This window comes from Halogeometricum sp. CBA1124 (genome assembly GCF_009741955.1).
In the GTDB taxonomy this organism is placed as follows: domain Archaea; phylum Halobacteriota; class Halobacteria; order Halobacteriales; family Haloferacaceae; genus Halogeometricum; species Halogeometricum rufum.
This window is the reverse complement of record NZ_WPCD01000077.1, coordinates 1-14,880: the sequence shown is the minus strand read 5'-3', so window position 1 is coordinate 14,880 and position 14,880 is coordinate 1. Positions and strand designations below refer to the sequence as shown.

The following is a 14,880-nucleotide window of genomic DNA, read 5'->3' as shown; positions in this document are numbered from 1 at the left end:
CTCCAGTTCGGCTTCGAGTTCGTCGAGTCGGTCGCTACGGCGTTCGAGTTCCTCGGCGGCCTCCTCGGCGCCGTCGTCCAGTTCCGCGGCGCGGGACCGCTTCTCGGCCGCCCGCGACTCGAACTCCTCGGCGCGTTCGCGCAGTTTCTCGGCCTGATTCGAGAGCATCGTGCGTCGCTCCCGCGCCTCGGTGAGGTTCGTCCGAATCTCGCCCTCGCGTTCGTCCAGTTCGTCGCGGCGGGCCGAGATGGCGTCGGCCGTCGCCTCGTCCAGCGTCGTCTCGGCTCTGACCGACTCGATTCGGCTTCGGAGGTCGTCCACCCGGTCTCTCGCCTCGCTGGCCTCGCTTCGCAGCGTCTCTCGCTTCCGTTCGTCGGACTCGACCGTCTCGCGCAGGTCGGCTATCTCCGCGTCGAGTTCGTCGAGTTCCGCGCGCTTCTCGCGGTACGTCTCGAGGACCGACTCGGCGTCCGACAGCGTCTCGGCGGCCTTCTCGCGTTGCTGTTCGTACCGCGCGATTCCGTCGTCCACCTCGCCGAGTTCGGTTTCGAGGGCGTTCAGCCGTTCGTGCAGGCCGGCGTCCTCCTTGGCCGCTATCTGCGACTCGACCTTCGAGAGGGCGCCGCGGCGTTGCGTCAGCACGTCTTCGACGCCGAGTCGCGCCTTGCCCGCGCGGACGCGGTACTCCTCCAGTTTGCCGAGTTGGAGCAGGTCGTCTATCGTGTCCTGACGCTCGCTCGGCGTCGCGTTGATGAGTTTGTTCACCTCGCCCTGCCGGACGTACGCGCAGTTGACGAACGCCTCGGCGTCCATCCGCAGGAGGTCCGCGACGAAGGCGCGAACGTCGCGCGCGCCGTCGATGGCCGTGTCCGGGCCTTCGAGGACGCACGTGGCCGTCTGGACCCGGTCGCCGGACTTGCGGAGGCGACGGTGGACGCGGTACGACGCGCCGTCGTGCGTGAACCACAGTTCTATCTCGGACTCCTCCGTCCCCGTCGTCATCACGTCCTCCAGGTTCTCGTCGAGGGCGCGCGCGCGTAGAGCGCGAAGAAGCAGGCCTCCAAGAGGGACGACTTGCCACTCCCGTTCAGGCCGTGGATGACAGTCACGCCGTCGGTCAGGTCGAGGTCCGTCTCCGCGTAGGGCTTGAAGTTCTGGATTCGAATCCGGTCGAAGCGCATCTAGAAGTCCTCCATGGTGAACTGGCCGTCTCCGTCGCCGTTCTCGTCGTTCTCGGTGGTCTCGGCGGTTTCGCTGCTCGCGTCGCTCTCAGCGGTTTCGTCGGTCCCGTCGGCCGCCGCAGTCGCACTCGACTCGTCCGTCACGTCCGCTTCGTCCGTCGCGTTCGTTCCAGCCGTCTCCCCGGCCGCCGCAGTCGCGTCAGCCTCGGTCGTCGGGTCGGTCACGTCGTCCGCGATGCCGTCATCGGTCGCCTCGGTGGTATCCGTCGCATCGGTCGTCTCTGTTCCGTCGGTCGCATCTGTCACGGCGGTCACGGACTCCGCCGCGTCGTCCGCCGCGTCCTCGGCGGGCGCGAAGGCGTCGAGGTCACCCGCCTCCACGAGCGAATCGACGCGCGTCTTCACCTCTTCGCGAACGTTCGCGTCCGCCGTCTTGCTTGCGCGGACCGTCTCGTCCACGTCGAGGGCGGCCGCCGACAGGCCGAGGTCGGAGACGCGTTCGCGGACCGCGTCGTCCGGGTCGGCGAACGAGACGTTCACCTCCGTCTCCGTCTCCGTCGTCCGGCGGTCGGTGACGCGGCCGACCAGCGCCCCCCGTTCGGCGAGGAACTCCTCTATCGAGGCGGGCGTCACCGGTTCGCCGTCGCCCGTTATCTCCACGATTGCGACGGCGTCCTCTACGTCGTGCTGGCGGACCTGTTCGCGGACGCGTTCGGCGCCCTCGCCCGCGGCCAGTTCGACCGAGACGAACGCGAACGGGCGCGTGTCCAGCGACCGGCGGCGGACGTCCACCTCGCCGTCGAACGTGACGAGGTTGTACCCGCGCGCGTCCTCCTCGGCGGCACTCGCGCGTTCGGTCGACCCGCAGTACGTCACCCACGTGCCGTCGACCCGTTCGGTGCCGGGCGCGTGGTTGTCGCCGACGAGGAACGCGTCGAACGCGACGTTCGACTCGCCGAGGACCGTCTCCGTCTCCCAGTCGGCGTGGGCGAACGGCGTGAACAGGCCGTGGCCGACGAGGGCGGCGTGGTCGCAGTCGTGCGGTTCGAAGTCGTACGTCAGGTCGTCCCGCCGGGCCTTCGGCACGTGGTCGAGTCCGTAGAACGCCGTGTCGCCGACGACGCGTGGTTCGTCGCCCAGTCGTTCGGCCAGTCCGAGGCGTTCGAACAGGTCCAACCACTGCCCGCCGCGCGTGGACTCGTGGTTGCCGACGACGGCGAGGAACGGAATCTCCGCGTCGGCCAACTGGCGGAGGACGTCGATGGTCCCCATGAGGTCCCGGAGTTCCGGCCGTCGGTCGTGGAACAGGTCCCCCGCGTGGACGACGGCGTCCACGTCGTCCGCGACGGCGTCTTCGACCACCTGTTCGAACGCGTCGAGGAAGTCGCGACGCCGGTCCGGCGAGTGGTACTGCTGGTACCCGACGTGGGTGTCGCCGGTGTGTATCACCCGTGTCATCTGTCCGTGGCTTGGCCGGTCGGTGGTAAAACAATTCCGCGAGCGCGGTGGAAGTGGTCGCCGTCCGCGGACTCGGCGTCCCGCGGGTCGTCCCCGTGCGCCGCGGCCGCGGCGTCGAGTCGGCGGAGGGCCGCGAGTGCCTCCGCGCCGCGTTCGGCCGTCCCCGTCTCGTCGGCGTGTTCGGCGTCGGCGACGGCCCGCGCGAGTTCCGGGAGTCGTCCGGCGGCGAGGAACGTCGTCGCCTCGAGAGCGCAGTCCGTCGCCGCCTCCGCCTCGGAGATGGTCTCGCGAAACGCGGGCCGCCGCGCCGGGGCCGTACCGGTCGCCAACGCACGCAAGGCGTCGCGGACGGCGTCGGGACTCGGCGGTGGAGTGTCCGGCGGCGAAGCGTCCGTGAGCGGTGAATCGTCTGCGGGCGGGGAAGCGTCGGGCACGGGACGTCTGGTCCCGTCCCCGTAGTTAAATGTTCAGCGTGTAGAGCCGCTTGCGGGCGCGGAGAAGGAGAACCGCGAGTCGACGGCGTCGGCCTCTTCGAGGCGGGAGAGCGCGTACCGGACCGTGCGCGACGGCAGGAGCGTCTCCTCGGCGAGTTGGCTCTGGGTCAGCGTCTCGTTGTAGTCGAGAACCTTCGCGACGAGTTTGGCGCTCGGCGGCATCTCTCGAATCGACTCCCAGCGGTCGGTCGTCCCCTCGTCCGCGCCGACTACTTCGGTGGTGCTCATTCGTACTTCCTCCTCGTGCATGTAGAGTAATAATATTTGCTGTATAGAAATATTACTATCAAGAATTCTTCACGGGCGGCGCGAATCGAGAGACCGCGAGTAGGCGGCGTCAGACGGGCGGCTGTCGCATCTACCCGAAGGCTCTTATGAAGCGCTACCCTACGACGGGTGATGACCGACACTGTGGACGACGTCGACCTCCCGTACGACGAGGACGCGGCGTCGCAGCAGGAGAAAATTCAGGCGCTCCAAGAGCGCCTCGACGTTCTCGAATCTCAGAACGAGGAGATGCGGGACAAGTTGCTGGACGCGAACGCTGAGAACAACAAGTACCAGCAGAAACTGGAGCGACTGACCCACGAGAACAAGAAGCTCAAGCAGTCGCCGCTGTTCGTCGCCACCGTCCAAGAGATAACGGACGAGGGCGTCATCATCAAGCAGCACGGAAACAACCAGGAGGCGCTCACCGAGGTCACCGACGAACTGCGCGACGACCTCGAACCCGACTCCCGAGTCGCCGTCAACAACTCTCTGTCTATCGTCAAGCGACTCGACAACGAGACTGACGTGCGGGCGCGCGTCATGCAGGTCGAGCACAGCCCCGAGGTGAGCTACGCCGACATCGGCGGACTGGAACAGCAGATGCAGGAGGTCCGCGAGACGGTCGAGATGCCGCTCGAATCGCCCGAGATGTTCGAGCAGGTGGGCATCCAGCCCCCGTCCGGCGTCCTCCTCTACGGCCCGCCGGGCACGGGGAAGACCCTGCTGGCGAAGGCCGTCGCCAACGAGTCCGAGTCCAACTTCATCTCGGTGAAGGGGCCGGAACTGCTCAACAAGTTCGTCGGCGAGTCCGAGAAGGGCGTCCGCGAGATATTCAAGAAGGCTCGCGAGAACGCGCCGACGGTGGTGTTCTTCGACGAGATAGACTCCATCGCGACCGAACGCGGGCGCAACACCGGCGACTCGGGCGTCTCCGAACGCGTCGTCTCGCAACTGCTGACGGAACTCGACGGCCTCGAATCGCTCGAGGACGTCGTCGTCGTCGCCACGACGAACCGGCCGGACCTCATCGACTCGGCGCTGCTCCGCCCGGGCCGTCTGGACAGGCACGTCCACGTGCCGGTGCCCGACGAGGACGCTCGCCGCGCCATCTTCGCGGTCCACACCGAGCACAAACCGCTGGCCGACGACGTCGACCTCGACCAACTCGCGCGCAAGACCGAGGGATACGTCGGCGCCGACATCGAGGCGGTCTGCCGCGAGGCGTCGATGGCCGCCAGTCGGGAGTTCATCCGCAGCGTGAGTCCCGAGGAAGTCGACGAGTCCATCGGCAACGTTCGCGTCACGATGGACCACTTCGAGGCGGCCCTCGAAGAGGTCAACCCCAGCGTCACGCAGGAGACGCGCCGCCGCTACGAGGAGATCGAAGAGCGGTTCCAGAAGAGCGACGTGGAACGCGAACCCGAAGCCGAAGTCGGGCGCACGTTCCAGTAAGCGCACACCGGCGCACGACGCACAGCGACGACGTGTGACGCGGTTCGCGGCCTTTTTCGCGGCGACTTCGCGACGACGAGTCGAGCGTCGGAATCGCGGCGCGGAACGCCGCCGACCGACGGAGTTATATCACTCTGTTCGGCTATGTAGAGGTACGTTCCTTCCGACGACGCCGCAATCCACCAGTTGAGAGTTTCTTTCATCGGAAACCCGGTGTGCACCGCGGAGTGGCGACGCTGGCCGTCGGGGTGCACGGGACCCGACGCCGCCTCAGGCGCCGTGGTCGTCGAGGTCGGTGAGAATCTGCTCGGCGTGGCCCTCGGGCGAGACGTTCTCGTACGCGAACGCGACGGTCCCGTCGGGGGCGACGACGTACGTGTTTCTGAACACGCCGTCGAAGGTGTTTCCGAACATGTTCTTCTCGCCGTAGGAGTCGTACGCCGACGCCACGGCCCCGTCCTCGTCCGAGAGGAGGGGGAACGGCAGGTCGTGTTCGTCCTCGAACGCCTCGAGGTCGGAGATTGGGTCGTCGCTGACGCCGAGGACCGTCACGCCGCGCGCCTCGAACTCGTCGTAGTCGTCGCGGAACTCGCAGGCCTCGGTCGTACACCCGGGCGTGTTCGCGCGGGGGTAGAAGTAGACGACCACGTACTCGCCCTCGAAGTCCGAGAGCGACACCGTCTGTCCGTTCTGGTCCGGTAACTCGAAGTCCGGGGCTTCGTCGCCGACGCTGAGCATGACTCGTGCGTCGCACGGGCGCGTGAAAACGTCGCCGGTCGCGGGCCGCCGGGGACGGAGCGCTCAGTCGAGGCGTTCGGCGGCGCCGCGTTCGACGAGGGGGTCCGCGTTCGTCGTCGGAAGCGTCACCACGTCCTCCGTCTCCAGGTCGTACTCGCGTTCGTCCACGCCGAGAATCTGTCCGACGTCCTGCGTGATTCGGAGCGTGACGCGCTCTGTGTCGTCCGCCGTGCCGGTCGTCCCGTCGTCGGGGCTCTCGCCGTCGGACCCGCCGTCGGCGGGCGACTCGCCGCCGGCGACGGCAGTCGCCTCCGTGGTCGGGCGGTCGGCGTCCGACTGGTCGGCCGTCGCCGCGGCCGCGTCCGACGCCGACGACCGGTCGCCCGCACGGTCGTCCGTCGAACCCGTCGCGCCGTCGCCGCCCATCGCGTCGGCGAGGACGTCTCCGGGGTCGTCCGCCGGAGCGTCGGGGTCCACGTCCGGCGGCGGCGGTGGCGTGTCGTCGCCCGCAGTCGACGGCGGCGCCTCCGCGGGCGAATCCTCGCGCGGTGTCGCCGCCGGGGACCCCGAGTCGGGGACGTCGGGGTCCGCGTCCGACGCCCCGCCGACGTTCGTCGTCGTCTCGGACCCGGCCCGCTTGCCCGCGAGGACGTCGAGGACGGTGTCGCGGTTCTGCTTGATGCGACTCACCAGGTCGTCGAACAGGTCGCGTTCCTCGGCGGTGAGTCCGTTCGTGTCCGCACTCATGTCCGCGGCGGCGAAGGAGGCGAGTTTGACGACTTTGCCGACGCGGCGTTCGTAGATGGCCTCGACCACGTCTTCGGCCGTCTCTATCTCGTCGGTGAGGCGACCCACCTCGGGGTCCGAGAACGGGTCGTCCGCGGCGTCGGCGGCGCGTTGCCGTTCGGCCTTCTGCGCCGCGATGTAGTCCGCGACGTCCTCGTAGAACGAGTCGCGGAGATGCTGGAGGCTGTCCTTCTGTCGCTCTGTCCGCCGGACACTCCGTAACTCGTCTAAGTTCATTCTGTCACCTTCTCAGCACGCCCGCGGGCCATCAGAAAGACGCCGAGGCACTCTTCCAGAGACTGGTCACCGTGGCTGAGTGTAAAACTATCGCCGTCGAACTCGACCGGCCCGGGGTCGGTCACGCGCACCTCGATGTCCCGGCCGCGGAAGCGGTCGGGGATGGCGTCTTCGAGCGGTTCGAAGTCCGCCACCTCGTCGCGTTCGAGGGACTTCACGCGGAGCGACGACCCGCCGTGGAGACTGCCGGGCAGGCGGATGAGACGCTTCGTGTCGGTCGTCACCGGTTCGTCGATGGGGGCCGTCTCCGCCGCCGTCGCCTCCCGTGCGAGGCGTCCACGAGGATGCGCGTGCCGGGGCCGCCCGCCTCGACGTTCCCCTCGCGGAGGGCGTCGAAGTTGTTGTGCACCTGTCCGAGGATGGTCTTCGCGCGCCCCTCGCCGATGCCCTGGAGTTCCTGCAGTCGTTCCAGCGCCGACGCCTCGTCCATCTCGCGCAGGTTCTCCGCGAGTTCGATGAGCCGGTCGTGGACGCGCGCGCCCCACCCGCCCCGCCGCCGGAGGACGCGGCGGGTCGTCCCGCGGTTCGACTCCGTGCCGACGAGGCCCTCGACGTCCAGGTCGATGGCGCGGACGTAGTCGACTATCTCGCGTCGGGCCTCGCTGTCCAGTTCGCGGACGCCCTCGTCGCGGACGTGGACGTGGTAGCCCCGGCCGCCGGAGAAGACCACCTGCGTGTCGGCGAACGCGAAGTCGTCTTCGAGGATGTCGAGGAGGTTCAACAGGTCGTCCTTGCACGCCGCGAGCATGTCGGCGTAGGACGTCGTCTCGGGGTCCACGCCCGGCAGGTGGTCGGCGTCCAGGTCGAACACGAGGTCCGCGGACTGCCAGCCCTTCTCGTCCATCGTCCCCGCCCCGGGGTCGTCGAACCGCGCGGAGGAGAAGTAGACGTGCCGTGGTGCCGTCCGCGACAGGAAGTCCCCGAGGTCGCCGACGTCGAGGAGCGACTGGTGTCGCACCATCGTCGTTCCGCCGGCACTCCACGGGATGTACCCCCACTCGCGTCGCTCCGGGGCGGGCGGCAGGGCGACGTCGGCGCTCCGGTAGTAGTCGCCGAACCGCCCCTCCAGATAGTCCCGTGTTCGCGCCTCCATATCTCTGCGGTGATAACGAAGGCGGGGGTAAAGCCGTTTTGTCTCCGCCGAACCGTCTCCCGCCGATGCGAGAACTCGGCGGACAAGCGTTATACTCGCCGCCCCCGTACTGTGTGACACAGTATCGTCGGGGACCGAGAGTCGAGAAACCAGCGTCTGTAGCGCCTGTTCTTGCGAGTAGTTAGTGACACAAAGATTACTACAACTGCTGTAGTTACTACTACCAAAACTATAAATAATCCTGATTCAAACAATACGGACTGTAATGGTTGATACTGACTCACGTGACGGTAAACGCAAACTCAGCGGCGTCTCGCGGCGTCGCTTCGTGAAAGCGGCGGGTGCGTCCGGTGTTGCTGTCGGTCTGGCGGGCTGTATCAGCAGCAGCGGTAGCAACGGAAACGGCGGCGGCGGTGGCGGCGGCTCCGACGACACGGAGACCGGGACGGCGATCGACACCGAGGAAGTGACCGAGGACATCACGATTCAGATCGCCGGCGACTCGCGCATGTCGGACAACATCGACGGCATTCGCGATATTCTCCACAACGAGGGCGGCCTCGCGGACAACATCTCGATCGACATCATCGCCGGGTCGCAGGTGACGAACAACCGGCAGAACCAGTACCAGCAGTGGCTGGGCTCGGGTCGCGAGGAGCCGACGCTCCTCCTCATGGACAGCGGGTGGACGATTCCGTTCATCGCGCGGAACCAGATTCAGAACCTCTCGCAGGCGCTGCCGAGCGACATGGTCTCGACCGTCGAGGAGGAGTACTTCCAGGCCAGCGTCGGCACGGCGCAGGGCGAGAACGGGGACCTGTACGCGATTCCGATGTTCCCGGACTTCCCGACGATGCAGTACCGCAAGGACCTGCTCCGGAACGCGGGCTACGGCGACTCGGACTTCGAGACGTGGGCGACCGAGTCGATGTCGTGGGAGGAGTTCTCCAAGATAACGAAGGAGGCAATGGAGGCCAACTCCGACATCCAGTACGGGTTCACGTTCCAGGCGTCGGCCTACGAGGGCCTGTCGTGCTGTGACTTCAACGAGTTCATGACCTCCTACGGCGGCGCCTACTTCGGCAACCCCGAGGAGAACCTGTTCGGTCCCGTCGGCGACCGACCCATCACCGTGGACGAACAGCAGGTCATCGACTCCATCAAGATGGTCCGGACGCTCCTCAACGGCGAGGACGACGAACACGCTCTCGACGGCATCACCGGCAACATCGCCCCCGAGGCGGTGCTCCAGTGGACCGAGGAGCCCTCGCGCAAGCCGTTCACGGGCGGCGACGCCATCATGCACCGCAACTGGCCGTACTCCATCAACATCAACGGCGCCGAAGACGCATTCGGCGAGGACCTCGGCGTCATGCCGATTCCGTACGGCATCCCGGCCGAGGAAGCCGAGTACCCGATGACTGGCGGCCCCGTCGCCGCACTCGGCGGCTGGCACATGGCGATGAACCCGAGCGCGCCGGACCGGAAGAAGCAGGCCGCGGTGCAGGTGCTCCGCGCCTTCATGCAGCCGGAAGCGGCCCTCGCGAACTTCGGCCTCCAGGGCTGGATTCCGCCGCGTCCGGAACTGCTCGACTCCGACCGCGCGGCCGAAGTCGACGTCATCGGCCGCTACCTGCCGCAGCTGAAGGTGGCCGGCGAGAACGCTATCCCGCGCCCCGTGACGGTCGTCTGGCCGCAGCAGTCCAGCCAGATAGCGTCGGCGGTCAACGCGGCCTACGCGGGCGAGAAGGCCCCCCAACAGGCGATGTCTGATCTGAAATCGACGCTCGAGCAGATCGAGCAGAGCCAATAAGGCTATCGGATAGACATAAGGCAACCGCGAAACGTTATCATTTATCATGGCAACAGAACAAGACTCGGGAGACACAATTCGGGATAGCTCCAGGAGTGGGCCGTACGTCTCCGCGGTCCGGTGGATGGAGTCGCTGACGGAGACTCAGTTCGCGTACTTTTTGCTCGCACCAGCGCTGCTGATTCTGCTGGTGATCGCACTGTACCCGCTCATTCAGACGTTCGGCTACTCGCTGTACGCCGACCAGCTGACGGGTTCGGCGCGGTTGGGTCAGTTCGTCGGCCTGCAGAACTACATCGACCTGTTCACGGGGGCGAGGGACTTCGCGCTGCCGTCGGCGTTCCTGCCGACGTTCACGACGTCGTTCCCGTTCGTGACGGGCATCTACTCCAGCGCGCTGATGGTGACGCTCATCTTCACCTTCGTGAGCGTGCTGTTCGAGACGCTTTTGGGCTTCGTGCAGGCGCTCGTCCTCGACCAGGACTTCCGCGGCCGGCGCTGGGTCCGGGTCGCCATCATCATCCCGTGGGCGGTGCCCATCGTCATCCAGGGGATGATCTGGTACCTGATGTTCCAGCCGAACATCGGCTTCCTCGTCGGTTCCGCGGACGACCCGGCGTTCCTCAACTTGCTGGGGCTCAGTTACACGCCGCTCCGTAACACGGCGGACTCGCTGTTCCTCATCATCGTCGGCGACGTGTGGAAGACGACGGCGTTCATGGCCCTGCTCATCCTCGCGGGGCTCCAGAGCATCGACCGCTCGCTGTACGACGTGGCGAAGGTGTCCGGCGCGACCAAGTGGCAGCAGTTCAAGATGATAACGTTCCCGCTCATCCTCCCCACGGTGCTGGTGGCGATGCTGTTCCGCACCATCGGCGCGATGCGCGTGTACGGTATCATCGAGACGATGGCCGGGTGCACGACGGTGCCGTCGCTGTCGTGTCTCGTCGTGACGACGTTCAACAACTCGATGTACGCCACGTCCGCCACGGTGGCGTTCGTGACGGCGGGCCTCATCGGCATCGTCGTCTCCGTGTACATCTCCAAGTTCGCTGACGCGGAGGGAGGATTCTGAGATGGCGACAGAACAGGGTACGTTCGAGAAAGACGGTGACGCAGAGATCAAGCGCGGCCCGCTCGAGCGGTGGGTGAGTACGGTCATCAAGAACCCGAAGCGCGCGTACAGAGCGATGTTCTACGTGGCGACGGTGTTCTTCCTCATCACCACGCTGTTCCCGTTCTACTGGCTGCTGGTGCTCTCGCTGACGCCGAACGAGCTCATCTCGAACATGGGGCTGCTGCCGAAGGGGTTCAACCCCGGCGTGTTCGTCACCATGTTCGAGCGGGTGCCGTTCCACCTCTACATGTTCAACAGCTTCGTGCTGGGACTGTCGACGACCATCATCGTGCTGCTGCTGGCGAGCCTGGCGGGCTACGTGTTCGGCCGCCTTCGGTTCCCGGGCCGGAGCCTACTGATGCTCGCCATCCTGGCCATCTCGTACTTCCCACCGGCGGCGTTCTTCCTGCCGCTGTTCCAACTGTTCACGGGCGGGACGAGCATCGTCCTCGGACCGATAACCGTCTCGTCGCCGGACCTGTTCAACACGCCGGCACCCATGGTGCTACCGTTCAGCGCGCTGTTCATGCCGCTGTCCATCTTCATCCTCACGACCTTCTACGGACAGATTCCGGACGGGTTGGAGGACGCGGCGCGGGTCGAGGGGACGACGCGTCTCGGCGCGTTGTTCCGCGTCATCATCCCGCTGTCGGCGCCCGGCGTGGCGACGGCGGGCGTCCTGACGTTCATCAGCGTCTACAACGAGTTCTTCTTCTCGTTCCTGATGAACAACGGCGAGGCGTCCTCGTGGGCGCCCATCGTCGCGGGCATCCTCAAGTATCAGGGGCAATTCGACACCCCGTACAATCTGATGGCGGCGGCGAGCATCGTCGGGGTGCTCCCCGTGGCGATTCTCGTCATCATCGCACAGGAGCGTATCGTGAGCGGACTGACTGCGGGCGCACTCAAGGAGTAAGACAATGGGAGAAGTTACACTGGAAGACGTGACGAAGCGCTACGACGACGTAACGGCCGTCGAAGACATGGACCTCGAGATTCGGGACGGCGAGTTCGTCTGTCTCGTCGGCCCCTCGGGGTGCGGCAAGTCGACGACGATGGAGATGATTGCCGGCCTGACGATGCCCACGGAGGGGCAGGTGTTCATCGGCGGGCGCGAGGTGACGAACCTCCCGCCGAAGGACCGCGGGGTGGCGATGGTGTTCCAGAACATCGCGCTGTTCCCGCACATGGACGTGTACGACAACATCTCGTTCGGGCTCCGCCTCCGGAAGTACGACAAGGAGGAGATAGACCGACGCGTCGAGCGCGCCTCCGACATCGTCCAACTGGAGGGCATGCTCGACCGGATGCCCGACGAGATGTCCGGCGGACAGCGTCAGCGCGTCGCCATCGCCCGCGCCATCGTCCGGAACCCGGAAGTGTTCCTGATGGACGAACCGCTGGCGAACCTCGACGCCAAACTCCGCGTCCACATGCGGACCGAACTCCAGCGCCTGCACAAGGAACTGGACACCACCATCGTCTACGTCACGCACGACCAGGCGGAGGCGATGACGATGTCCGACCGCATCGCGGTCATCGACTCGGGGCAACTCCAGCAGATAGACCCGCCGCTGACCTGCTACAACGAACCCGAGAACCTGTTCGTCGCCGGCTTCATCGGCAGTCCGGCGATGAACTTCGTGGACGGGCGACTGACGGAGACGGGCTTTACGGGCGATAAGGTCGAAGTCGACTTCGACCCCGACGTGGTCGACGCGAGCGTCGGCGACGACGTGACGCTCGGCATCCGCCCGGAGGACGTGTACACGCTGAACGACGCCACGTCGCTCGCCAACCCGACGAAGCAGGTTGACGCGGTCACGGACGTGCTGGAGCCGATGGGCGACGAGATATTCGTCTACCTGCTGCTCAGCGAGGACGCCGAGGTGAGCCTCGACGAGGAGGCGCGCGGCGCGATGTCCGACCAACTGCTGATGAGCGTCGACCCCGACTCCGACATCACGGAGGACGAGGACGTGACGGTGGTGCTGGACCGAACGAAGGTCCACCTGTTCGACACCGAGACGGGGCAAGCACTCATGCACGGACTCGCACCGACGACGACGGCCAGCACCGACAGTAGCACGCCCGCAGAGAGCGACGACTAGCCGCGCGACCGTCGCTCTTGCACCGGACCTAAGTGTCGTCCGCTCCACCCAACGTCATGGTCACCGAATTCGGCTGGTTCTACATCGGCGGGATGACGGTCCTGTTCCTCTTCTGGGCGTACGGTATCGTCTCGTTCGTCCTCGACCTGAAGAACGTCATCATCCCGAAGACGCGGCAGTACATTCGGGGTCGACGCCGGTTGAAAGAGGAGAAGAAGGAGGAGGAAGAACGCGAAGAACGCGAACGCCAACTGTACTGAGAATGACAGTTCGACGGCACAGTTCGGGGATGCAACGAGAAACTTAACAACCGCGATAGTAAATCACAGAAGTATGAACGCAGACACGCCACCAAGCGTCGGAATCGTCGGCCTCGGCAACATCGGCCACTACCACGCGGACAGACTCGTCGAACTCGGTGCGACGCTGGGGGGCGGTCTGGACATTCAGCCCGATGCGCGAAGTCGCTTCGGCGACAAGTACGGCGTCGACACGTACGAGGAGAAGGAGGCGATGTTCGAGGCGGTGGACGCCGTCATCATCACGACGCCGAACCGGTTCCACGAGGAGTACGCCGTCGCCGCACTCGACGCCGGCCTGCACGTCCTCCTCGAGAAGCCCCTCGCGCACTCGCTGGAGTCGGCGGAGCGAATCGCCGCGGCGGCGAAGGACGCCGACGGCGTCTGCATGGTCGGCTTCAACAACCGCTTCGGCAACCCGGTCCGCGTCCTGAAGAACTACCAGGCCGAGGGGCGCTTCGGCGACGTCCACCACGTCGAGGCGAACTACGTCCGGCGCCGCGGCATCCCCGGCCGCGGGTCGTGGTTCACCTCGGAGGACGTCGCGGGCGGCGGGTCGGTCATCGACATCGGCGTCCACGCCATCGACCTCTCGCTCTACTTCCTCGACTACCCCGAAGTCGAAGAGGTGTCGGCCATCACGCGCTCGGACTTCGGCAACCGCGACGACTACGCCTACGTCGAGATGTGGGGCGACGACGTCGGCCCCGAGGGGTTCGACGTGGACGACTCCGCCTCCGCGTTCATCCGGTGTGCCGACGGGCAGACCATCTCGCTGGAAGTCGCGTGGGCGGCCAACCGACCGACGAACGACGAGTTCTACGTGCTCGGAACCGACGCCGGCGCGCTGTTCGACCGAGCGAGCCACGACCTGACGTTCTTCGAATCCGGCGTCGGCGGCGGCAACCACCTCACCGACACGGACGTGGAGACGCAGGCCAACGACACGCACAAGTCCGAACAGAAACTGTTCCTCGATGCCGTCCGCACCGGCGAACATCCGGGGCTGAACACCGTCGAGGAGGGCCTGCAGGTCCAACGCGTCATCGACGCCATCTACCGGTCCTCCGAGGAGGGCAACGCCGTCTCGCTGGCGAACGTCTCCGTGGAGGCCGCCGGCGCCTCCTCGGACGACTGACTCGTTCTCTCTCTCGCCCGCGTCGAGAAAGCCATAAGTTCCGCTCGGCACTCGGTACGGTATGTCACTCCTCGACTCGATTCGGCGGCCGTCCTACACCGGCGACCGGCGCTGTTGGCCGTGTACCGTCGTCAACGTCGCACTCCTCGTCGTCGTCGCCGCCGTCGTCACCGTCGTCTCGTTCCCGTTGGCCGTCGTCGTCGCCGCCGCCGGCGTCGCACTCGTCTACCTCCGCGGGTACGTCGTCCCCGGCACGCCCGAGTTCGCGCCGAGACTCGTCTCCCGACTCGGCCTATCGCCGCTCTTCGAACACGTGCCGGACGGCGGCGAGGTTCGGCAGTCCGACGAGTTGAGCGAGGAGACGAGCGGTGAGGACGTGCTGTTCGCCCTGTTCGAGACGGGCGTTCTGGAAGAGGACGCCGAGGGCGCGCTGTTCCTCTCGGACGCGTTCTGGTCGGCGTGGGCCGCGGAGATGGCGTCGCTCCGCGAGGGCGACGACGACGAACTCGCGGCGGCCGTCGCGGAGGCGGCCCCGTTCGAGGCGACGGCCGCCGCCGAGTACGACGCATCGGCGTCACCGGCGAGACCCAGTCCATCTGGCTCTCGCGGGCGCACGCCGTCGCCGACGCCGCC

General features: G+C 66.4%; 12 protein-coding genes and 4 pseudogenes. 8 read left to right on the top strand and 8 right to left on the bottom strand.

Annotation, left to right across the window (positions count from 1 at the left end):
• From GJ632_RS11065 to GJ632_RS11050, 5 genes and pseudogenes are all read right to left on the bottom strand, one after another.
• Positions 1–1,002: pseudogene (locus tag GJ632_RS11065) on the bottom strand (chromosome segregation protein); the annotation flags it as partial.
• Positions 1,002–1,181, bottom strand: a complete 180-nt coding sequence (locus GJ632_RS23640; RefSeq protein ID WP_231751498.1) for an AAA family ATPase — start codon at positions 1,179–1,181, stop codon at positions 1,002–1,004. The gene GJ632_RS23640 and the pseudogene GJ632_RS11065, both read right to left, overlap by 1 nt.
• Positions 1,182–2,639, bottom strand: coding sequence for a DNA double-strand break repair protein Mre11 (gene mre11, locus GJ632_RS11060; protein WP_191452941.1), 1,458 nt, complete (start codon positions 2,637–2,639; stop codon positions 1,182–1,184).
• The gene (locus GJ632_RS22095) at positions 2,636–3,073 is read right to left on the bottom strand and encodes a hypothetical protein (RefSeq protein ID WP_197427969.1); all 438 of its coding nucleotides are present in this window, start codon (positions 3,071–3,073) and stop codon (positions 2,636–2,638) included. The genes mre11 and GJ632_RS22095 overlap by 4 nt, the downstream gene beginning before the upstream one ends.
• A gap of 25 nt (positions 3,074–3,098) precedes the next feature.
• Positions 3,099–3,361, bottom strand: a pseudogene (locus GJ632_RS11050) (MarR family transcriptional regulator).
• A gap of 171 nt (positions 3,362–3,532) precedes the next feature.
• Between GJ632_RS11050 and GJ632_RS11045 the strand changes: the two are divergent.
• Positions 3,533–4,855 carry an AAA family ATPase gene (locus GJ632_RS11045; RefSeq protein WP_191452940.1) on the top strand — a complete coding sequence of 441 codons (1,323 nt, stop codon included), beginning with the start codon at positions 3,533–3,535 and terminating at the stop codon, positions 4,853–4,855.
• A 270-nt stretch (positions 4,856–5,125) separates the two neighbouring features.
• On the opposite strand, the gene bcp is transcribed toward GJ632_RS11045, so the two are convergent.
• From bcp to priS, 3 genes and pseudogenes are all read right to left on the bottom strand, one after another.
• Positions 5,126–5,593: a thioredoxin-dependent thiol peroxidase gene (gene bcp, locus GJ632_RS11040; protein WP_191452939.1), complete on the bottom strand. Its 468-nt coding sequence runs from the start codon at positions 5,591–5,593 to the stop codon at positions 5,126–5,128.
• A gap of 63 nt (positions 5,594–5,656) precedes the next feature.
• Positions 5,657–6,616 (bottom strand): hypothetical protein, encoded by a 960-nt coding sequence (locus tag GJ632_RS11035; protein ID WP_191452938.1) that lies wholly within the window; start codon positions 6,614–6,616, stop codon positions 5,657–5,659.
• Positions 6,613–7,769, bottom strand: a pseudogene (gene priS, locus GJ632_RS11030) (DNA primase small subunit PriS). Before priS ends, GJ632_RS11035 begins: the two are co-directional and overlap by 4 nt.
• 265 nt (positions 7,770–8,034) lie before the next feature.
• Here priS and GJ632_RS11025 point away from each other — a divergent pair.
• The 7 genes and pseudogenes from GJ632_RS11025 to GJ632_RS10995 all read left to right on the top strand — a co-directional run.
• Positions 8,035–9,582: a substrate-binding domain-containing protein gene (locus tag GJ632_RS11025; protein ID WP_191452937.1), complete on the top strand. Its 1,548-nt coding sequence runs from the start codon at positions 8,035–8,037 to the stop codon at positions 9,580–9,582.
• A 124-nt stretch (positions 9,583–9,706) separates the two neighbouring features.
• On the top strand, positions 9,707–10,657 hold the full coding sequence (locus tag GJ632_RS11020) for a carbohydrate ABC transporter permease (RefSeq protein ID WP_177232650.1): 951 nt from the start codon (positions 9,707–9,709) through the stop codon (positions 10,655–10,657).
• Between the two features lies 1 nt (position 10,658).
• Entirely contained in the window at positions 10,659–11,615 is a 957-nt protein-coding gene (locus tag GJ632_RS11015) for a carbohydrate ABC transporter permease (protein WP_089807665.1), read from the top strand.
• 4 nt (positions 11,616–11,619) lie between these two features.
• Positions 11,620–12,810 (top strand): ABC transporter ATP-binding protein, encoded by a 1,191-nt coding sequence (locus tag GJ632_RS11010; RefSeq protein ID WP_191452936.1) that lies wholly within the window; start codon positions 11,620–11,622, stop codon positions 12,808–12,810.
• Positions 12,811–12,866: 56 nt separating this feature from the next.
• Positions 12,867–13,070 (top strand): hypothetical protein, encoded by a 204-nt coding sequence (locus GJ632_RS11005; RefSeq protein WP_089807669.1) that lies wholly within the window; start codon positions 12,867–12,869, stop codon positions 13,068–13,070.
• 73 nt (positions 13,071–13,143) lie between these two features.
• On the top strand, positions 13,144–14,247 hold the full coding sequence (locus GJ632_RS11000) for a Gfo/Idh/MocA family protein (RefSeq protein WP_191452935.1): 1,104 nt from the start codon (positions 13,144–13,146) through the stop codon (positions 14,245–14,247).
• Positions 14,248–14,308: 61 nt separating this feature from the next.
• Positions 14,309–14,880: pseudogene (locus tag GJ632_RS10995) on the top strand (hypothetical protein); the annotation flags it as partial.

Coding starts and splice junctions, on each gene's coding strand:
- GJ632_RS23640 (WP_231751498.1), bottom strand. CDS start 1,181: ATGCGCTTCGACCGGATTCGAATCCAGAACTTCAAGCCCTACGCGGAG.
- mre11 (WP_191452941.1), bottom strand. CDS start 2,639: ATGACACGGGTGATACACACCGGCGACACCCACGTCGGGTACCAGCAG.
- GJ632_RS11045 (WP_191452940.1), top strand. CDS start 3,533: ATGACCGACACTGTGGACGACGTCGACCTCCCGTACGACGAGGACGCG.
- bcp (WP_191452939.1), bottom strand. CDS start 5,593: ATGCTCAGCGTCGGCGACGAAGCCCCGGACTTCGAGTTACCGGACCAG.
- GJ632_RS11035 (WP_191452938.1), bottom strand. CDS start 6,616: ATGAACTTAGACGAGTTACGGAGTGTCCGGCGGACAGAGCGACAGAAG.
- GJ632_RS11025 (WP_191452937.1), top strand. CDS start 8,035: ATGGTTGATACTGACTCACGTGACGGTAAACGCAAACTCAGCGGCGTC.
- GJ632_RS11020 (WP_177232650.1), top strand. CDS start 9,707: ATGGAGTCGCTGACGGAGACTCAGTTCGCGTACTTTTTGCTCGCACCA.
- GJ632_RS11015 (WP_089807665.1), top strand. CDS start 10,659: ATGGCGACAGAACAGGGTACGTTCGAGAAAGACGGTGACGCAGAGATC.
- GJ632_RS11010 (WP_191452936.1), top strand. CDS start 11,620: ATGGGAGAAGTTACACTGGAAGACGTGACGAAGCGCTACGACGACGTA.
- GJ632_RS11005 (WP_089807669.1), top strand. CDS start 12,867: ATGGTCACCGAATTCGGCTGGTTCTACATCGGCGGGATGACGGTCCTG.
- GJ632_RS11000 (WP_191452935.1), top strand. CDS start 13,144: ATGAACGCAGACACGCCACCAAGCGTCGGAATCGTCGGCCTCGGCAAC.